The organism is Nocardia heshunensis (assembly GCF_054782115.1).
On sequence record NZ_BAAGTC010000009.1, the window covers coordinates 1,105,889 to 1,124,771 of the forward strand.

Here is an 18,883-nt window from a genome sequence, read left to right on the forward strand (position 1 = left end):
GTCTACTGCTTGTCGTCCGGCTTCTCGTCGGGGCGGGCCTTGTCCTCATACCGGGCTTTGTCCTCATACCGAGCCTTGTGCTCATAACGCCCCGGCCCGCCCTTCCACATCTGGTCACGCAGCGCGGACTGGACAGTCGTCGACAGCCACGAGTTGAGCGACTGCCCACTCTGCGCCGCAGCCTCCTCGGCCCGCGACTTCATCTGCTCGACCAGGCGCAGCGTCACCCGGCTGATGTCACCGGTCATCTCCTCGAACGTGGGGTGTTCCTCTTCACGCACGCCCTTGCGGACGTCGACATGCGCGTCGGTGCCGTCCACGGACACGTGCACGGTCCGATCCGGGAGGGTGGCGCTGACCTCTGCCGCGAGATCGGACAGGGCCGCCAGCAACACCAGCCGCGCCGAATTCTCGGTCGCGGCCGCCAGCGCGGCGGCAGTGGACTGGGTTTTCTCATCACCCAATGCGGCCGCGGCAATCAGGTTCTCGCGCAGCTGGGCGGTGTATTTGTTGAGATCCATGACACCAGTGTGGCGTCATATCTGACACCATTCAAGGAAACTTTTGACGCCTGAATCGGGCGCTTGACGCGAATCGCCATCGGACCCGGCACGGTTCGGGTATAACGGTGCAAATCCCGTTCCAGCGACGCTGTAGCCTTTCTGACTATGACGAACGGTGAATCGACGCGAATCGAGCTGCACGCGTCCGGCACAGTAGGTGTCGCGATGGTGACCCCCTTTACCGCCGAAGGCAAGCTCGACGTCGATGCCGGTGTCGCGCTGGCCGCCCGCCTGATCGACGGAGGCGTCGATCTCCTCGCCATTTCCGGGACCACCGGTGAGTCGCCGACCACCACCGAGTCCGAGAAGTTCGACCTGCTGCGCGCCGTCGTGGACGCCGTCGGTGACCGTGCCACCGTCATCGCGGGCACCGGAACCTACGACACCGCGCACAGCATCGAACTCTCCCGCAACGCGCAGCGCGCGGGCGCGCACGGCCTGCTGGTCGTGACCCCGTACTACTCGCGTCCCAACCAGGACGGTCTGCTCGCGCATTTCACCGCGATCGCGGACGCGACCGATCTGCCGGTCACCCTCTACGACATTCCGCCGCGGTCGGTGGTGCCGATTGCCACCGACACCATTCGCCGGCTGGCCGAGCACCCGAACATCGTCGCGGTCAAGGACGCCAAGGGCGATCTGGGCGCGGGCGCGGAGTTGATCGCGGAGACCGGGCTGGCCTTCTACTCCGGCGACGATGTGCTCAACCTGCCGTGGTTGTCGATCGGCGCGACCGGATTCATCAGTGTCATCGGCCATCTCGTGCCGGATCGCCTGCGTGCCCTCCTCGACGCCTACCGCGCCGGTGATGTGCAGCGCGCTCGCGAAATCAATGTCAGCATGGCCCCGCTGAACCGGGCCATGGCCCGCCTCGGTGGTGTCGCCATGACCAAGGGTGCGCTGCGACTGCTGGGCATCGAAACCGGAGAGCCACGCTTGCCACAACTTCTGCCGTCCCAAGACCAACTCGATGAGCTCGCGGTGGACCTGCGCGCTGCGGGGGTGCTTGCATGAGCGAACCAGTCGCCCGTCGCCCGCGCCGTACCGCCAGCCGCGCCGCCGGTGCGCCGCCGCCCGCCCCGGAAGTGCCGGTGCAGCCCGCGGCTCAGCCGGAACCGGCCGCCCAGCCCGCAGCCGCTCAGCCTGCCGCCGCTCAGCCGGAACCGGTGAGCGCTGCCCGCTCGGAATCCGTTGCCGCCGAACCTGTTCGGGAGCGCAACGGCCGCGGCCGCAACGGCACCTCGGAGCGCAACGGCACCAAGGCCACGCAGTCCAGACCGGCCGAAGAGGCCCCGCGCTCGCGTCAGGACGATTCCCGCTCCCGCCGTGACGATTCCCGCTCCGGCGGTGGCCGCGATCGCCGCGGCGGCGGCCGTGGCCGCCCGGGCGGTCGTGATCGCGAACCGGCTCCCGCCCCGCGCGATCCGCACGCCATGAGCGCCCCGCCCAAGGCCCCCAAGGGCGGCCTGCGGGTGTTCGCGCTCGGCGGTATCGGCGAAATCGGCCGCAACATGACCGTTTTCGAGTACGACGGCAAGCTGCTCATCGTCGACTGCGGTGTGCTGTTCCCCGAGGACCAGCAGCCCGGCGTCGACCTGATCCTGCCGGACTTCGGTCCCATCGAGAACCGCATGGACGATATCGCCGCGGTGATCCTGACCCACGGTCACGAGGATCACATCGGCGCGGTCCCGTTCCTGCTGCGCCTGCGTCGCGACATTCCGGTCATCGGCGCGAAGTTCACCCTCGCGCTGGTGGCGGCCAAGTGCCGCGAACATCGCTTGCAGCCCAACCTGACCGAGGTCGTCGAGGGCGAGCGCACCCAGCACGGGCCGTTCGACTGCGAGTACTTCGCGGTCAACCACTCGATCCCGGACGCCATCGCGGTCGCGATCCGCACGCCCGCGGGCATCGCGCTGCACACCGGTGACATCAAGCTCGATCAGCTGCCGCTCGACGGCCGCCTCACCGACCTGGCCGGGTTCTCCCGCCTGGGCGACGAGGGTGTCGACCTGTTCCTGGTGGACTCCACCAATGCCGAGGTGCCCGGCTTCGTCACGCCCGAGCGTGAGATCGGCCCGGTGCTCGACAATGTGATCGGCAAGGCCAAGGGCCGGGTCATCGTGGCCTCCTTCGCTTCTCACGTGCACCGCATTCAGCAGGTGGTGGATGTGGCGCAGCGCTATGACCGCCGGGTGTGCTTCGTGGGCCGGTCCATGGTCCGCAATATGCAGATCGCCCAGGATCTCGGCTACCTGGACATCCCGGACGGCCTGGTGGTCGATCTGGATCAGGCCGCGAACCTGCCGGTGCACAAGCTGGTGCTGATCTCGACCGGTTCGCAGGGTGAGCCGCTCTCGGCGCTGTCGCGCATGGCGCGCGGCGATCACCGCCAGATTAATATCCGCCCCGACGATCTCGTGGTGCTGGCGTCCTCGCTGATCCCCGGCAACGAGAACGCGGTCTTCGCGGTCGTGAACGGCCTGGCCCGCCTCGGCGCGACGGTCGTCACCCAGCAGAACGCGAAAGTCCATGTCTCCGGCCATGCTTCGGCGGGCGAGCTGCTCTACCTCTACAACGCGGTCCGTCCCACCAACGCCATGCCCGTGCACGGCGAATGGCGGCACCTGCGGGCCAACGGTGCGCTCGCGGCGGCCACCGGCGTCCCGGAGGATCGGGTCATCCTGGCCGAGAACGGCGTCGTGGTCGATCTGGTGGACGGCATCGCCACCATCACCGGCCGCGTCCCGGTCGGCCAGGTCTATGTCGACGGCCTCTCCGTCGGCGACGTCGGCGAATCCACCCTCTCGGACCGCCTGGTCCTGGGCGAGGGCGGCTTCATCTCCATCAACGTCGCCATCGACTCCTCCACCGGCAAGGCCGTCAGTACCCCCGAGGTCACCGGCCGCGGCTTCTCCGACGACCCCGAAGCGCTCACCGGCGCCCAGGAACTCGTCGAGAACGAACTCCACCGCCTGGCCGTGGAGGGTGTCACCGACACCCACCGCATCGCCCAATCGGTCCGCCGCGTTGTCGGCCGCTGGGTCGCCGAGGTCTACCGCCGCCGCCCCATGATCGTTCCCACGGTCATCGGCGTCTGACGCCGAAAGCTGCGACAGCACAACGAAAATCGCCCCGGAAGCAATTGCTTCCGGGGCGATTCGCTTGTCGCACTGCGGCCGTCCGGCGCGCATTCCTCCGTCATCCCGGCATGCTTTTGGCCGGGATCCACACCTAGGGGCGTTGGATTCCGGCCAAAAGCGCGCCGGAATGACGAGGGTGACCTACTTGTCCTGGCAGGCGGCCGAGTCGAGCTTCGCGGCCTTCACGATGCTGCAGGCGTAGCTGTGGTCGATCTTCCAGTCGGTGCCGTCGGCGACGAAGGAGACGGTGGCGTTCTGGACCGGCTTGCCGTCGATGGTGACGTCGGCGTCGGCCTTGAGCTTGCCGTCGGACGGGTCGCCCACGTTGGTGATCTTGATCTTGACGTTGTTGGCCTTGGCGGCGTCGACCAGCTTCTGGGCGAGCTGCGGGTCCAGGGCCGCGTCCTCGATCCAGTCGGTCTTGGTCTTGGCGTCGATCGACGGGTCGAAGGCCTTGGCGACCTTGTCGTTCAGATCGGCGACGCTCGGCTTGGCCAGGTCCGCGGTGGTGGTCGGCGCGGGAGCCGAGCCGGTGAGCTTGCCGTCGCCGTCGACGCCGCCGTCGAACTTGCCGGCGGGTGCGGCCGCGGAGGTGGTGGCAGCGGCCTTGCTGGTGTCATCGGACTTGCTGCAGGCCACCAGGCCCAGCGCCGAGGTGGCCAGCATCAGCGCGGCGGTAGCGCGAAAGATGGTGTGCTTCAACGAAATTCTCCCCAATGGTTTCGGAGCCCGGCGGGCTACAGCTGGTAGCCGGTGGTGCAGTTCCAGTGAATGATGGTGGCGTCGCCGGAGTTCCGGTTCAGGGCCTGGTTCTTGGCGGCGACCCGCGAGGAGGCCGCACCGAAGGTGTAGTAGCCGTCGCGCCGCGAGTAGGCGACCGCGCCGCAGCCGTTGGTGAAGCGCGCCACGATCTTGCAATCGTTGTAGGTGCACGAGCTCATGGCCGCGTTCTGCGCCGACGGGCTGTCGGAATAGTCGTAGGAGTAACCGATGTTGCCCGTGGAGACCGACAGCGCGATCGCACCGAAGTTGTAGTCCTGATAGGCATTGGCCGGAGCCGCGGTACCCACCAGCAGGGAACCAGCGGCCGCGACCATCACGGCTGCGCCGCTGAGGATCTTCTTCAAGTTGTTGCCCTTCTTGTGCTTTCGGGTCCATGACCCTCTGGACCGCCGATCAAGCTACCGATACGAAAGTGTTGACGCCAACCCGCATCTGTGTTTTGTGCGGGTTCACCGGTGCGATCGCGGGCAAGCGGTGAAAAGTGGTGCCGTGCATATTCGGATGGGCACGACTAAGGTCCCCCTTATGAGTATGGCTCAACGGGAGCGCCAGGCCCTGGTCCAGGCCATGGCCGAGGCCGGTCCGGACGCCCCCACCCTGTGCGGGGAATGGACCACCCGAGACCTGGCCGCGCACCTGATCGTTCGCGAGCGTCGCCCCGACGCGGCTCCCGGCATCATGCTGAAGCCCTTCGCGCCGTATCTGGAGAGCGTGCAGGCCAAGGTCGTCCAGCGCCCGTTCGCCGAGCTGCTCGATCAGGTGCGCAGCGGCCCGCCGTTCTACCTGCGCCCGGTCGACTCGCTGATGAACCTCACCGAAATGTTCGTCCACCACGAGGACGTTCGGCGCGGCACTCCCGGCTGGGAACCGCGCACCCTGCCGCAGGCCGATGAGGACCGGCTCTGGAAGGTCCTGACGGGCTTGGCCCGCATGGCATATCGCAAATCACCGGTTACTGTCGCGCTGACCACGCCCGACGGCCGCCGCACGGTCGCCCGTCAGGCCGGTGACCGCACCGTGGTGCTCGCCGGACCGCCGTCGGAACTGCTGCTGCATGCCTTCGGCCGCAACGAGGTTCGGCTCGAGGCGACGGGAGCGCCCGACGACGTGGCACTGGTCCACGCCCTCGACCGCAGCGTCTGACATCTCACCACCTGGGACCGCCGTCCCGGCCGGAGTGGCGTGGTACGTACCGGTCATGAAACGATCACGCGACGAGCGGTAACTTGCGTAGTCAGCAAGCGTTCCGGGTGTGATGAAGGTGGTAGGCAATGTCTTGGCAACTGGCGGTTCTCGGACCGGTCGAGTTGGCGGCCGACGGTGTGCCCATCCCGCCCATGCCACCCAAACAGCAGGCGGCGCTGGTGATGCTGGCCTGCGCCCGCGGTCGCACGGTCTCGGTCGAGGAACTCGTGGACGGCATCTGGGGTGCCGACCGGCCGTCTTCGGCAGTGGGCGCGCTGCGCAACTACGCCTGGGCCCTGCGCAAGCACCTCGCCACCCAGGGCGCGGTGCTGTTGTCCTCGGAGGCCCGCGGCTATCGCCTCGACGGCGCACTGGAATTGGATGTCGACTGCATCGAGCGGTTGCGCGCCGAGGTGAGTGAGGCCCGCGCGGGCGGCTGCCTCGAGACCGCCGACGCCGCCCTGCGGACCGCCCTGCGCGCCTGGCGCGGTGACCCGCTGACCGGTGTGCCCGGTCCGTGGGCGGCCGCCGAGCGCGCGCGGCTGCGGCGACTGCATCGGGTGCTCGAGGAGGACCTGCTCGAGATCGCCGTGCAGCGCGGCGACTTCTCGCACGCCATGGCCGAATTGGAAGCGCTGATCACCGGCGACCCGCACAGCGAACGGTTGCGCGCGCTCATGATGACCGCCCTCTACCGGGCGGGCCGCCGCACCGAGGCGCTCGACGAATACCAGCGCATCCGCCGCCTGCTGGTCTCCGAGCAGGGCATCGAGCCCGGCCCGATGCTGGCCGAACTGCACCGCCAGATCCTCGCCGACGAGCTGCCCGTCCCGGAGCCGGCGGCCGCGCCGATCACCATGGTCGCGCCGCGCCCGGCCCAATTGCCGCCCGACACAGCCGATTTCACCGGTCGCGGCGATCTGGTGCAGGACCTGTGCACGGTGCTCGGCGGCGCCGCCCCGGCGTTGGTGGCGATCTCCGGCATGGGCGGGGTCGGCAAGACCGCGCTGGCTCTGCATGTGGCGCACCGGATTCGGAGCCGGTATCCGGACGGGCAGCTGTATGTGGACCTGTGCGGAGCGAGCGCCGCGCCCGCGGATCCGGAGCATGTGCTGGGCGCGTTCCTGCGGGCATTGGGCGTGGCGCAGAAGGAGATTCCGGTCGGCGTGGCCGAGCGGGCCGCGCTGTTCCGTTCCGCGATCAGCGGCCGCCGCATGCTGCTGGTGCTCGACAACGCCAGCGACGCGGCGCAGGTCGCGCCGCTGCTCCCGGGTGAGTCGGGGTGCGCGGTGCTGGTGACCGCCCGGCGTCCGCTCACCGCGCTGCCGGGCGCGCGGCCCGCCGCGCTGCGGGTCCTGGAACCCGAGGAGGCCGTGGAGCTTTTCGCCCGGATCGTGGGTGCGGCCCGGGTGGCGGTCGAGCCCGAAGCGGTCCGCCGCATCGTGGAACTGTGCGGGTTGCTGCCCATCGCGGTGCGCATCGTGGCCGCGCGGGTGGCGGCCCGCCCGCAGTGGACCGTGGTCTCCGAGGCCGAGCGCCTAGCGGCCGAACGACACGACCTCGACCGGTTCCGCGCCGGGGGCTTGGCGCTCACCGCCGCCTTCCGGGCGGGCTACGACCAGTTGCCGGTCGACGCGGCGCGCGCCTTCCGCCTGCTCGCTGTGGCCGACCTGCCCGATCTGCCGCTGGCCGCCGCGGCCGCGGTCCTCGACACCATCGAGTCCGTCGCGGAGGACCTCTGCGAGGAGCTGGTCGATCGCGGCATGCTGGAGTCCGTCGGCCGGGGTCGCCATCATTACCACGACCTCATGCGGCTGTTCGCGCTCGGCCGCCCGGGCGCCGACGCCGAGGCGGATGTCACCGCCCGCCTGCTCGATTTCTACCTGGCCACGATGAAAACGGTGCTGCGCGTACGTCATCCGGGGCTGCGGCTGCGGCTCGCGCCGACCGGCCATCCGGGCGCCCGCCTGGTGGATCTGGAGGCGACCCGGGAATTCCTCACCGCGGAACGCCGGAATCTGAACGCGCTGTACCGGTTGGCGATCGCGGGCACGCCCCGGCATCGGGCGCTGGCCGCGGATCTCGCGCTCACCGTCGCCGAGACCGGACTGGCCTGTGACGCCAGCATCGACCCGGCCCGCACGCTCGAGGAGTTGGCCCGCGCGCTGGAGGCGGACGGCGATGTCGCCGCCGCTCGGCGCGCCCGGCTGTCGGTGGTGTTCACGCTGCTCGGTGAACTCGATGAACCGCATCGGGCGGTCGCGCACGTGGATCGCCTGCTCGCCGAGGACGATCCGGACGCCGACGTGTGGGCGTCGGGCGCGATCCACGCCTACGCCGGTGTGCTCGCCCTGCACGATGGCGACCCGGCCCGGGCGACCGCGCATTTCGCGACGATGCTCACCAGGGCGCGTCGCGCGGGCAGCCCCGAATGCGTCCGTCTCGCGTATTCGCTGCTGGCCCGCGCGTATTCGGCGGCGGGTCGCCATCGCGACTCCCTGGCCGCCGCGGCCCGCGCGGTCGTGGCCGACGACAAGCCGGGCGTCCGCCGCCACATCGTGTGGGCGCTGACCGAGGCCGGCTCGGTGCTCAGTGCCGAGGGTGATGTCGAGCGCGGCACTCGGCTGTTCGATGCGGCCCTGACCCTGTCGCGCCGTTTCGGCGGCACCCGTATCGAATCGATCGTCCACGCCCGCGCGGCCCGCGCCCACCTCGCCGCGGAACGTTTCGCCCAGGCCGCCGATCACGCCGAACGCTCCGAGGCCACCCGCATCTCGGCCGCCATAGGCGCGCTCTACACCCACAACCTGCTGGTCCGCTACACGGCCCTGCGCCGCCTCGGCCGCAATATCGACGCCGCCGAGTGCTACCGCACCGCCGCCACCCAGATCCCCGACTTCGACGCCGCCCTCACCGCCTGGACCGCCGAAACCCACCTCCCCGCCACCCGCTGACCGGGCTTGCAGGAGCGCCACCCCGTCATTCCGGCAGTGCCACCCCGTCATTCCGGCAGTGCCACCTCGTCTTCCGGCAGTGCCACCACCCCGTCATTCCGGCGTGCTGTTGGCCGGAATCCAACGCCTGTGGGTGTGGATCCCGGCCAAGAACATGCCGGGATGACGAGGTGCCGCCGCCGGAATGACAGCACCCGCGGCGGGGTTGAACAGCCCTTCCGGCCCCGGTGAAGGGCTGGTTTCGGGTAGTGAGCGCCACATGTCTGATATGGGTGGGCCGGGTGTTGCGGATGGTCCGGGTGGGGCCTGAGCGGCTAGCCTGGGACGCATGGCAGGTAAGGCCCGCACCGGAACGTCACGTACGCGAGCGGGGGCTACGCGGGGACAGACTCCTGCACAGTCCCGGGCTCGCACTCCACGCCAACCCGCGAAGCGGACGGCGCGGAAGGCTCCGGCGCGGCGACCCGCACCCCGGCGCGCCTCCAATACGGCTCCGCTGGCGGTGGTTCGGCGCGGCGCGACCCGGGCCTGGACGGCGACCGCGCGGGGCCTCGGCGCCACCACGCGGGCGGTGAGCCGGGCGGGGGATATCGAACACGGGCACAGACGCGACGGCATCGCCCTGGCCCTGGTGGCGTTCTCGTTCGTGATCGCCGCGGCGGTGTGGCTCTCGGCGGGCGGCCCGGTCGGGCACTGGGTGGATACCGCGGTGCGCTGGGTGGCCGGATCCGCTTCGGCGGCACTGCCGTTCGTGGCGGTGGGCATCGCGGTGATCCTGATGCGCACCGAACCGCAGCCGGAGATCCGGCCCCGCTTGGTGCTGGGCGGCCTGCTGGCGGGCCTGCCGATCCTGGGCCTGTGGCATATGGCGGCGGGTTCCCCGGCCGATGAGCACGGCCGCGAGCATGCCGCCGGTTTCGTCGGCTACGTGGTGGGCGGTCCCCTGAAGGATGGCCTGAGCGCGTTCCTGGCGGTGCCACTGCTCATGCTGGCCATCGGTTTCGGTGTGCTGCTGTTGACCGGCACCCAGGTGCGTGACGTGCCCGCCCGCATGCGCGAGATCTTCGGTACGGGCGCGGGCGGCGACGAATACGAGGGCTACTCCGAGGAACACGGCCTCTACGACCCGGAGGACTATGACGCGGACGGTTTTCCGCGCCACCGCCCCGAAGTGCGCAAGCGCCGCGGCCGTTCGCCGTCGGAGAACTACCCGCCCGACGAGTTCGGCGGCTCCGACGCGGTCACCGAGATCATCGGCGAGCCGCCGCTGCAGGATGCCAAGGACATCGCGGTGCCGGAGGTGGAGAAGCCGAAGGTCAAGCCGCGCAAGCCCATTCCGAAGGTGGTCGATCAGACCCCGCCGCCGCCGGAGCCGCAGCAGTTGGAGTTCGTCACCGACCGCGAGGTGGACGGCGACTACCAGCTGCCGTCGCTCAACCTGCTCACCGACGGCGATCCGCCCAAGCAGCGCAGTGCGGCGAACGAATCCATGATCGAGGCCATCACCGAGGTGCTGGTGCAGTTCAAGATCGACGCCGCGGTCACCGGTTTCGTGCGCGGCCCGACGGTCACCCGCTACGAGGTGGAGTTGGGTCCGGGCGTGAAGGTCGAGAAGATCACCGCGCTGGCCCGCAATATCGCGTACGCGGTGGCCACTGAGAACGTGCGATTGCTGGCCCCGATCCCCGGCAAGTCCGCGGTCGGTATCGAGGTTCCCAACGCCGATCGCGAATTGGTGCGCCTGGCCGACGTTTTGAAGGCGGCGACCACCCGCAGCGATCACCATCCGCTGGTGATCGGTCTGGGCAAGAACATCGAGGGCGAGTTCGTGTCCGCGAACCTGGCCAAGATGCCGCACCTGTTGGTGGCCGGGTCCACCGGTTCCGGTAAGTCGAGCTTCGTCAACTCGATGCTGGTCTCGCTGCTGTGCCGCGCCACCCCCGAGGAGGTGCGCATGATCCTCATCGACCCGAAGATGGTGGAACTGACGCCCTACGAGGGCATCCCGCACCTGATCACGCCCATCATCACCCAGCCCAAGAAGGCCGCCGCCGCGCTGGCCTGGCTGGTGGAGGAGATGGAGCAGCGCTATCAGGACATGCAGGTCAACAAGGTCCGCCACATCGACGACTTCAACCGGAAGGTGAAGTCCGGCCAGATCACCGCCCCCCTGGGCAGTGAAAGGGTCTATCGCCCTTACCCGTACATCCTGGCGATCGTGGACGAGCTGGCCGACCTCATGATGACCGCGCCCCGCGACGTCGAGGACGCGATCGTCCGCATCACCCAGAAGGCCCGCGCCGCAGGCATTCACCTGGTGCTGGCCACCCAGCGCCCGTCCGTGGACGTGGTGACCGGTCTGATCAAGACCAACGTCCCGTCCCGCCTGGCCTTCGCCACCTCGTCGCTGACCGACTCCCGAGTCATCCTCGATCAGCCGGGCGCGGAAAAGCTGATCGGCATGGGCGACGGCCTGTTCCTCCCCATGGGCGCGAGCAAACCGACCCGTCTGCAAGGCGCCTTCATCGACGACGGGGAAATCTCCGCGGTAGTCGATTTCGCCAAGACCCAGGCCACCCCCGACTACCAGGAAGGCGTCACGGCGGCCAAGGCGGGCGAGAAGAAGGACGTCGACCCCGACATCGGCGACGACCTCGACCTGCTCGTCCAGGCCATCGAACTGGTGGTCACCTCCCAGTTCGGCTCCACCTCCATGCTGCAGCGCAAACTCCGCGTCGGTTTCGCCAAGGCGGGCCGCCTCATGGACCTGATGGAAACCAGGGGAGTGGTCGGCCCCTCCGAGGGTTCCAAGGCCCGCGACGTTCTCATCAAACCCGACGAACTCGACGGCCTCCTCTGGACCATCCGAGGCGGCGGCGAACCCCTGGATGCGGACTCGAACCCGGACGAGTAGCGACGCGGCCTCAGCCGAGAGTGGCGTGCAGGCTTCCGAGCAGAGCCAACGCACGGGCCGTCGGGCCGGTCGGGTCCGCGTGGTAGACAACGAGTTCCAGGCCGGCCGCACCACGCAGGTCGAAGGACTGGAAGGACAGCGTCAGTGCGCCGACATCAGGGTGGCGTAACCGCTTGGTGTCGAAGGTCTTTCCGCCGACCGCGTGCGACTGCCACAGGTCGCTGAACTCGCGACTGGCCGCTCGCAGCGTTGTCACCAACTCGGTAAGCCGTGGATTGTCGGGGTCGGTTCCGGTGGCCTGCCGCAGTGCCGCGACGGTCCCGTGTGCGGCCTGCTCCCAGTCGGCGTAGAACTCGCGGCCGACGGGATCCAGGAACACCATGCGGGCCAGGTTGTCCGCCGAGCCGAACGGCGAGAACAAGGCATCCGCCAAGGCATTGGTGGCGAGCAGGTTCAGTGCCGGGTCGAGCACGAAAGCGGGAGTGTGCGGCCAACTGTCGAGCAATTGCCGCATGCCGGGGCCGACGAGGCCGGGTTCGGCCGGTCGCGGGGGTTGTGGCCGCAGTCCGGCCAGGCGATGCAGATGCTCGCGGGCGGCTTGGTCCAAACGCAGTGCGCCGCTGATCGCTTCGAGTATCTGTGGCGAGGGATGTCGTTCCCGCCCTTGCTCGAGGCGGGCGTAATAGTCCACGTTCATTCCGGCCAGCACCGCCACTTCCTCGCGCCGCAATCCGGGTACGCGGCGCTGCCCATGGGAGGGCAGGCCCACCTGCTCGGGGTGCAGCCGGGCGCGGCGGGCGCGCAGGAAGTCACCGAGATCCTCGTTCGCGGTCATGATCGCAGGCTAGGCGGGGTGCACAGTGGCTGCCAGGGTGCGCGGTGCCCAGTCTCGAGGCGTCCTGGTCGCAGTGCGTGATCCGGTCGAGGCTGAGACGGTCGAACCAGAACCGAGACAGGGAGTCACCATGACCGGCAAGGCAATCGCGATCACCGGAGCGAGCAGCGGTATCGGAGCGGCGACCGCGCGCAGGCTGGCCGCCGACGGGCACCGGGTATTGCTGGGTGCGCGGCGGCTCGACCGGGTGCGATCGCTGGCCCGGGAGATCACCGACGCCGGTGGCAGCGCGGCCTTTCGGGCGGTGGACGTCACCGATCTCGAGGATGTCCGGTCGTTCGTGGCGGCCGCCGACGCCGAATTCGGCCGTCTCGATGTGATCGTCAACAACGCGGGGGTGATGCCGCTGTCACCGTTGGCGGCGCTGCGTGTGGACGAGTGGGATCGCATGATCGATGTGAATGTGCGTGGCGTGCTGCACGGTATCGCCGCGGCCTTGCCGGTGTTGCGGGCGCGGGGCGAGGGGCAGATCGTGAACATCGCCTCCGTCGGCGCGTACGAGGTGTCGCCGACCGCCGCGGTGTACTGCGCCACCAAATTCGCGGTGCGCGCGATCACCGAGGGGCTGCGCCAGGAGTGCCACGACAGCGGGGTGCGGGTCACCCTGGTGTCGCCGGATGTCACGGAATCGGAACTGGCCGAGAGCATTTCCGATCCGGAGGCGCGGGCGGCGATGGCGGCCTACCGGGCGGTGGCGCTCCCGGCGGACGCCATCGCCGCGGCCATTGCGTATGCCATCGGCCAACCCGCGGACGTCGATGTCAACGAGCTCGTCGTTCGGCCCACCGGGAGCCGGCAGTAGGGTCAGTCCTCCAACGCCAGGGCTTGGCGGAGCGTGAGGCGGCCCTGGGTTTGCATGAGGGAGCGACGGTAGATCTTCTCGGCGACCAGGACGATGGTGTAGGCGGTCGCGGCCATGATCAGCAACGCGATCACCGGTTCCCACCAGGCGGCGGTACCGGCGGCCAGGCGGGCGGGCATGGCCACGACCGAGGCCAGGGGGACGAAGGAGCCGATCGTTTGTGCGGTGCCGGAGAGGAAGATTCCGGCGAAGAGCACGATCATCACCAGCATGGTCAGCGGCGTCGAGGTGGCCTGGAGGTCTTCGGTGCGGGTGGCCAGGGCTCCGGCCACCGCCCAGAGACTGGCCAGGGCGAGGAATCCGACGAGGAAGAAGACCACGAACCAGCCTGCGGCGCCGCCGATCTGGGCCACTTGATCGCCCTTACCGGTGGCGGCCAGACCGATCAGGCCCGCGCTGACGAACAGGACGAGCTGGCCCAGCGCCATGACCGTATTGCCGATCACCTTGCCGATCAGCAACTGGCGCAAGGGGATCGCGCTGGCGAGGATCTCGACGATGCGGTTCTGCTTCTCCTCGACGACGCTCTGGGCGATGGAGAGGCCGAACAGGATCGAGGACAGGTAGAACAGGAACGCGAAGACGAAACCGGCGGCCTTGGCCAGGCCGGGGTCGATGGCGTTCGGTTCGAGCAGGGCCGAGGTGACGGTGCCGCCGCGGGCGAGCTGCTGCGTGGAAATCCCTGCGGCCGCAGCATTCTGCTGGATCGCGAGCTGTCCGGCCGCCGCCGAGATGTAGGTGTCGGCCTTGTCGTTCTTGGCGGTCTTGCCGAGTAGTCGCCAGCCGCCCTGGTCGGGCACCAGGCCCGCGTCGGCATTGCCCGCCCGGACCTTGGCTTCGACGGCGGCCGGGTCGGGGACCTCGTGGGCGACGAAATCGACCTTGGCGTTGGAGTGGTGGGCCAGCTGCCCGGCGAGATCGACTACCGCGCTCGCGCCGGTTCCGGTGACCGCGATATCGATGGTTTCGGTTCGGCTGCTGATGAATCCGCTGATTCCCAGCGATGCAACGATCGCGATGATGGTGATCGCCGTGGAGATCAAGAAGTTGCGATCACGCATTTTAACCGCGATCTCCCGCTGCGCGACCAGTCGCCACACGCCCCGGGGCGCGGCATCGTCGATAGGGTTGTGCGCGCTCATGCGACCGCCTCCCGGTAGATGTCGGATACGGACGGCCGCACTTCGGCCAGTTCCCGCACGGATCCGCGGCTCAACGCCTCGCTCAGCACTTTGTCGGTGGTCGTATCCGGCAACTCCAGAATCGCTGTCGCGCCGTCGATGTCGATCACCTCGACCCCGGCGAGGTCCCGCAGCCACTGCGCGTCCCCGCCCAGCACCACCCGGTACCGCGCGGGCCCGGCCTCGGTCAGCTCCGCCGCCGACCCCTGCGCAACCACCTTCCCGTTCGCGAGAATGATGAGCCGATCACACAGCCGCTCCACCAGATCCAGCTGATGCGAGGAGAACAGAATCGGAACCCCCTGTGCCGCATATTCTTTGAGCAGCTCGGCCATGGAATCCACGGCCACCGGATCCAATCCGGAGAACGGCTCGTCGAGCACCAGCGCCACCGGTTCCGCGATCACCGCCGCCGCGATCTGCACCCGCTGCTGATTGCCCAAAGACAGCGATTCCAACTTGTCCTTACGCCGCCCACTCAACTCGAACCGCTCCAACAGCCCGTCGGCCCGCGAAACCGCCGCCGCAGCGCTCATTCCACGCAGCCGCGCCAGATACACGAGCTGATCGAGGATCGGCTGCTTCGGATACAACCCCCGCTCCTCGGGCATATACCCGAACCTTCGCCGATCCCCGGCGGTCGCCGCACGCCCCTCCCACCGCACCTCGCCACCGTGGATTCCCAGCACTCCCATGATCATCCGCATGGTGGTGGTCTTCCCGGCCCCGTTCCCGCCGACGAACCCGGTCAACTGCCCCTCCGGGACGGTGAACGACACCTCGTCCACCGCCACCTTCTCCCCGAACCTGCGCACCAACCGCGCCACTTCCAGCATCGAACCCTCCCTTGCACCGAGCGACAGACCGACTCCATCTTGCCTATCGCCACGCGGTGAGAGCCGCTACCCCCGACCGGAATTGAACCGGTCGGCCGCTGCCCATACTCTGAAGTCGTGGCAGGCGGGGGAGTTTCACGACGTCGGAATCGGAATCGACGGTGGCGCTGGCCGGATCCGCGCTGGATCGCGGGTCTGGGTGTCGGGGTGGCGACCATCCTGATGCTGTCGATGCTCGCGGGTGGTCTACCGGACTACTGGCGCAATTTCGAGTTGAATACGGCGGCCGATCTGATCGGCGCGGTCTTCACCATCTTCCTGCTGACCCCGATCATCCAGCGGGTGGGGGAGTCCCGGGTGCGGGAGCATCGCGAACTCGACTACGGGCGCTTCCTCGATCGTGCCGACCGCAGCACCGACGCGATCCGGATCGTCGACACCTTCTCGAACATGCTGCTCGAGCCGTACTCCGAGCGCTTCCGGCGGATCATCCGCACGGCGCTGGCTCGCGGTGTGTCCGTACGTATCCTGCTGATCAATCCGTCCACGCTCGCGGCCGAGCAGCGTGATCTGGAGTTGGGTGCGTCGGAGGATCTGCAACGACAGCTCGCTCTCAATCTGAGCACGCTGCGCGAACTGCACCGGGAGTTCGGTGAATTCGATCGCGCCCACAGTGGGTTGCGCGCGGACTTCGAGGTGCGGCTGTATCACTCGGGTCCCGATGTCACCATGTATCGGGCCGACGACCGGTGCCTGATCTCGTTCTATACGGTCGGCGGATTGTCCGGTGATTCGCGGCAGCTCGAAGTGTCGGTGCATTCCCCGCTCGGCAAGTTCGTCAACGATCGGTTTCACGCGGTGTGGAGTCGCTCCTCACCGCTGGAGCATCTGATCGGTGTCACGCTGTCCGACGGCCGCGGAACAGAGCTGCGGCGACTGGTGAGAACCATTGTGCTGGACGATGTTCGATACCTGCACAGTTCGAAGATGGATAGCTTCCTGCACGCCGCGGCCGCCGAGTCGATCAGGGCGAAGCTCGACGGCGGCGGCGAATACACGCTGTCCGGCGTCGAGGACCCCGCGCTCACGTCCCGGCTCGCCACCGTGCTGGACGAGCTCTTCCACGATGCCCCGTTCGGTACCTTTCGCCGGTTGCATCCGATTCCGCTGATTCTGGAGCACGTCCGCGAAGACGGAGCAACCGTGGATCGATAGGATCGGACCTCGGTCGCTCGACATCCGTCGGGCAAGTGGCTGGAGGCATCGGATGTCGCTGGGCACCACGGGGTATGGATTTCGCGCGATCGGCGCCCGGGAACTGCCGCGGCTGGCCGCGCGGGCCGGGCTGGACGCCGCGCAGGCACGAGAATTGGCGGCGGTGGCGGCTGTCCTACCGTTCCGGACCAATCAGTATGTCCTGGACGAACTCATCGACTGGACCCGCGCACCCGACGACCCGATCTTCCGCCTGACCATGCCGCATCCCGGGATGCTGGCGGACGAGGACCGCGCCGAACTGGTCTCGTTGCTCGCCACCGCGGCCCCCGCCGCCGATATCCGCCACACCGCGACCCGGATCCGCAAGGCGATGAATCCGCATCCGGAGGGGCAGCGCACCCTCAACCTGCCCGAATTCGAGGGGGAGACCTTCGAGGGGTTGCAGCACAAGTACCGCGGCACCGTCCTGTATTTCCCGAGCCACGGTCAGACGTGCCACGCATACTGCGCGTACTGCTTTCGCTGGGCACAGTTCGTCGGTGAACCGGACCTGCACATGGCCGCGGCAGGCCCTGACACCCTGGTGCGCTACCTGCGACGCCATCCCGAGGCCACCGACGTCCTGGTGACCGGCGGCGATCCGATGATCATGAGCGCCGAAGTCCTCGCCCGACATCTGGAGCCGCTGCTGACCCCGGAACTGGAGCAGCTGACCACGATCCGCATCGGCACCAAGGCCCTCGCCTTCTGGCCCTACCGCTTCGTCACCGACCCCGACGCCGACGAGCTGCTCGCCCTCCTGTCCCGGATCACCGCCTCCGGCCGCCACCTCGCCGTCATGGCCCACGTCTCCCACGCCCGGGAACTCGAAACCGACATCGCCCGCACCGCGATCCGCCGCCTGCAGAGCGCAGGCGCAACAATCCGTTGCCAGTCACCAGTCGTCCGCACCGTCAACGACACTGCGGACGACTGGATTACCTTGTGGCAGAGGGAAGTCAGCCTCGGCATGATCCCCTACTACATGTTCGTAGAACGAGACACCGGCCCCCGAGACCACTTCGCCGTCCCCCTCGCCGCCTCCACCACCCTCTTCGCCGACGCCTACCGCTCCGTCCCCGGCCTCGCCCGCACCGTCCGCGGCCCCGTCATGTCCGCCACCCCCGGAAAAGTCGTCATAGACGGCATAACCACCATCGCCAACCACCGCGTCTTCGCCCTCCGCTTCCTCCAGGCCCGCAACGAATCCCTCGTCGCCACACCGTTCTTCGCCCACTACAACGAAACCGCCCGCTGGCTCGACGACCTAACCCCCGCCTTCGCCCCCACCTTCCCCCACGAGCGCCAATGAACCCTTTTACAGCTAGCGGGTGGCGCTGCGCAGTTGGAATGCTGTGGCTGCCTCCATGATTCCGATGACGATCAGCCACCAGCCGGTGAGGAGGGTGAGGATCGAGATCGAGTCGAAGGGGGAGACGATCAGGACTATGCCGGCCAGGGTTATGAGTACGCCGGACAGGGTTTGCCAGCCGCGCATGGGGAGGCTGGGGTCGGAGAGGGCGGCGAGGAGTTGCATGGTGCCGCGGAAGAGCCAGCCGATGCCGATCCACAATGCCAGTAGCAGGACGGATTCCAGGGCGCTGCGAAAAGCGAAGAAGCCCAGCATGAGTGACAGGAAACCGCTGACGAAGGCCAGTAGCCGCATCCCAGCCGCGATATGCGTCCCGAACGCCGTCATCAGTTGTGCCACACCGGATATCAGTAGATAGATCCCGAACAGAACTCCTGCCACCACCAGCGTGGGGCCGGGCCAGGCGAGCACCAGCACGCCCAGTAACGCCGTCAGGATTCCGGTGAGAAGTAGTGCCTGCCAAGTGTTCTGGCTCACCTGACGCCAGGGAGTGGGAAGGGAATGCCCGGCTGCGGAAGTCGAAACCATAATCGATCCAAGGGCCGAAGGTGATCGCGGCGGTCGCCGCCGCTCCCAGTATCGACGCCCGCCGATTCCCACACGCTGAGAATGGAGAACCCGGCCCCCGCTCGTCAGGCGGTCAGCTGCGGACCTTGCGGACGATGAACAGCAGCAGGATCGAGCCTGCGAGGCAGGTTAGGAAGCTGAAGATCAGGCCGCCGCCGTTGACGTTCACGCCGACGAGTTTCAGGAGGAAGCCGCCCAGGAGGCCGCCGACGACGCCTACGACGACATTGAGGATGATGCCTTGTTGGGCGTCGGTGCCCATGATTTTGCTGCCGATCCAACCGGCCAGGCCGCCGATGATGATCCAGCCGAAGAAACCGAGTGCGAGCATTGCGCCTCCTACCAGTTCCGATGCCGGGATTCAGCCCATG

The 18,883-nt window shown here is 68.3% G+C and carries 16 protein-coding genes; 8 read left to right on the forward strand and 8 right to left on the reverse strand.

Going from position 1 to position 18,883, the window contains the following annotated elements; genetic code table 11:
• Positions 1-2: 2 nt before the first annotated feature.
• On the reverse strand, positions 3-521 hold the full coding sequence (locus tag ACYVN4_RS33340; protein WP_460725979.1) for a hypothetical protein: 519 nt from the start codon (positions 519-521) through the stop codon (positions 3-5).
• 147 nt (positions 522-668) lie between these two features.
• Here ACYVN4_RS33340 and dapA point away from each other — a divergent pair, with 147 nt between their 5' ends.
• Both dapA and ACYVN4_RS33350 read left to right on the forward strand, forming a co-directional pair.
• Positions 669-1,577 carry a 4-hydroxy-tetrahydrodipicolinate synthase gene (gene dapA / locus ACYVN4_RS33345; RefSeq protein WP_460725981.1) on the forward strand — a complete coding sequence of 303 codons (909 nt, stop codon included), beginning with the start codon at positions 669-671 and terminating at the stop codon, positions 1,575-1,577.
• Positions 1,574-3,664, forward strand: a complete 2,091-nt coding sequence (locus ACYVN4_RS33350; protein WP_460725983.1) for a ribonuclease J — start codon at positions 1,574-1,576, stop codon at positions 3,662-3,664. Before dapA ends, ACYVN4_RS33350 begins: the two co-directional genes overlap by 4 nt.
• Before the next feature lie 183 nt (positions 3,665-3,847).
• On the opposite strand, the gene ACYVN4_RS33355 is transcribed toward ACYVN4_RS33350, so the two are convergent.
• Together ACYVN4_RS33355 and ACYVN4_RS33360 are read right to left on the reverse strand one after the other, a co-directional pair.
• Positions 3,848-4,408 carry a hypothetical protein gene (locus tag ACYVN4_RS33355; protein ID WP_460725985.1) on the reverse strand — a complete coding sequence of 187 codons (561 nt, stop codon included), beginning with the start codon at positions 4,406-4,408 and terminating at the stop codon, positions 3,848-3,850.
• 35 nt (positions 4,409-4,443) lie between these two features.
• A complete protein-coding gene (locus ACYVN4_RS33360; protein WP_379356088.1) occupies positions 4,444-4,833 on the reverse strand; it encodes a DUF4189 domain-containing protein in 390 nt (129 codons plus the stop codon).
• Positions 4,834-5,014: 181 nt separating this feature from the next.
• On the opposite strand from ACYVN4_RS33360, the gene ACYVN4_RS33365 reads away from it, so the two are divergent.
• From ACYVN4_RS33365 to ACYVN4_RS33375, 3 genes are all read left to right on the forward strand, one after another.
• On the forward strand, positions 5,015-5,632 hold the full coding sequence (locus ACYVN4_RS33365) for a TIGR03085 family metal-binding protein (RefSeq protein WP_460725987.1): 618 nt from the start codon (positions 5,015-5,017) through the stop codon (positions 5,630-5,632).
• A 128-nt stretch (positions 5,633-5,760) separates the two neighbouring features.
• A complete protein-coding gene (locus ACYVN4_RS33370; RefSeq protein WP_460725989.1) occupies positions 5,761-8,628 on the forward strand; it encodes an AfsR/SARP family transcriptional regulator in 2,868 nt (955 codons plus the stop codon).
• A gap of 328 nt (positions 8,629-8,956) precedes the next feature.
• Positions 8,957-11,542: a DNA translocase FtsK gene (locus ACYVN4_RS33375; protein WP_460725991.1), complete on the forward strand. Its 2,586-nt coding sequence runs from the start codon at positions 8,957-8,959 to the stop codon at positions 11,540-11,542.
• Between the two features lie 10 nt (positions 11,543-11,552).
• On the opposite strand, the gene ACYVN4_RS33380 is transcribed toward ACYVN4_RS33375, so the two are convergent.
• Entirely contained in the window at positions 11,553-12,377 is an 825-nt protein-coding gene (locus ACYVN4_RS33380) for a helix-turn-helix transcriptional regulator (protein WP_460725993.1), read from the reverse strand.
• A gap of 130 nt (positions 12,378-12,507) precedes the next feature.
• Here ACYVN4_RS33380 and ACYVN4_RS33385 point away from each other — a divergent pair, with 130 nt between their 5' ends.
• On the forward strand, positions 12,508-13,239 hold the full coding sequence (locus ACYVN4_RS33385; RefSeq protein ID WP_460725995.1) for an SDR family oxidoreductase: 732 nt from the start codon (positions 12,508-12,510) through the stop codon (positions 13,237-13,239).
• A gap of 2 nt (positions 13,240-13,241) precedes the next feature.
• On the opposite strand, the gene ACYVN4_RS33390 is transcribed toward ACYVN4_RS33385, so the two are convergent.
• Both ACYVN4_RS33390 and ACYVN4_RS33395 read right to left on the reverse strand, forming a co-directional pair.
• Complete coding sequence (locus ACYVN4_RS33390) at positions 13,242-14,441, reverse strand: ABC transporter permease (RefSeq protein ID WP_460725997.1); 1,200 nt, start codon at positions 14,439-14,441, stop codon at positions 13,242-13,244.
• Positions 14,438-15,316, reverse strand: coding sequence for an ABC transporter ATP-binding protein (locus ACYVN4_RS33395; RefSeq protein ID WP_460725999.1), 879 nt, complete (start codon positions 15,314-15,316; stop codon positions 14,438-14,440). Before ACYVN4_RS33395 ends, ACYVN4_RS33390 begins: the two co-directional genes overlap by 4 nt.
• A gap of 207 nt (positions 15,317-15,523) precedes the next feature.
• On the opposite strand from ACYVN4_RS33395, the gene ACYVN4_RS33400 reads away from it, so the two are divergent.
• A complete protein-coding gene (locus ACYVN4_RS33400; protein WP_460726000.1) occupies positions 15,524-16,531 on the forward strand; it encodes a DUF5919 domain-containing protein in 1,008 nt (335 codons plus the stop codon).
• A gap of 52 nt (positions 16,532-16,583) precedes the next feature.
• Positions 16,584-17,885, forward strand: a complete 1,302-nt coding sequence (locus ACYVN4_RS33405) for a KamA family radical SAM protein (RefSeq protein ID WP_460726002.1) — start codon at positions 16,584-16,586, stop codon at positions 17,883-17,885.
• A gap of 12 nt (positions 17,886-17,897) precedes the next feature.
• Here ACYVN4_RS33405 and ACYVN4_RS33410 read toward each other — a convergent pair whose 3' ends face one another.
• Entirely contained in the window at positions 17,898-18,422 is a 525-nt protein-coding gene (locus ACYVN4_RS33410; protein ID WP_460726004.1) for an HdeD family acid-resistance protein, read from the reverse strand.
• Between the two features lie 163 nt (positions 18,423-18,585).
• A complete protein-coding gene (locus ACYVN4_RS33415) occupies positions 18,586-18,843 on the reverse strand; it encodes a GlsB/YeaQ/YmgE family stress response membrane protein (RefSeq protein WP_460726006.1) in 258 nt (85 codons plus the stop codon).
• Positions 18,844-18,883: the final 40 nt, after the last annotated feature.

Coding starts and splice junctions, on each gene's coding strand:
- ACYVN4_RS33350 (WP_460725983.1), top strand. CDS start 1,574: ATGAGCGAACCAGTCGCCCGTCGCCCGCGCCGTACCGCCAGCCGCGCC.
- ACYVN4_RS33415 (WP_460726006.1), bottom strand. CDS start 18,843: ATGCTCGCACTCGGTTTCTTCGGCTGGATCATCATCGGCGGCCTGGCC.
- ACYVN4_RS33375 (WP_460725991.1), top strand. CDS start 8,957: ATGGCAGGTAAGGCCCGCACCGGAACGTCACGTACGCGAGCGGGGGCT.
- ACYVN4_RS33385 (WP_460725995.1), top strand. CDS start 12,508: ATGACCGGCAAGGCAATCGCGATCACCGGAGCGAGCAGCGGTATCGGA.
- dapA (WP_460725981.1), top strand. CDS start 669: ATGACGAACGGTGAATCGACGCGAATCGAGCTGCACGCGTCCGGCACA.
- ACYVN4_RS33365 (WP_460725987.1), top strand. CDS start 5,015: ATGAGTATGGCTCAACGGGAGCGCCAGGCCCTGGTCCAGGCCATGGCC.
- ACYVN4_RS33395 (WP_460725999.1), bottom strand. CDS start 15,316: ATGCTGGAAGTGGCGCGGTTGGTGCGCAGGTTCGGGGAGAAGGTGGCG.
- ACYVN4_RS33405 (WP_460726002.1), top strand. CDS start 16,584: ATGTCGCTGGGCACCACGGGGTATGGATTTCGCGCGATCGGCGCCCGG.
- ACYVN4_RS33370 (WP_460725989.1), top strand. CDS start 5,761: ATGTCTTGGCAACTGGCGGTTCTCGGACCGGTCGAGTTGGCGGCCGAC.
- ACYVN4_RS33340 (WP_460725979.1), bottom strand. CDS start 521: ATGGATCTCAACAAATACACCGCCCAGCTGCGCGAGAACCTGATTGCC.
- ACYVN4_RS33390 (WP_460725997.1), bottom strand. CDS start 14,441: ATGAGCGCGCACAACCCTATCGACGATGCCGCGCCCCGGGGCGTGTGG.
- ACYVN4_RS33380 (WP_460725993.1), bottom strand. CDS start 12,377: ATGACCGCGAACGAGGATCTCGGTGACTTCCTGCGCGCCCGCCGCGCC.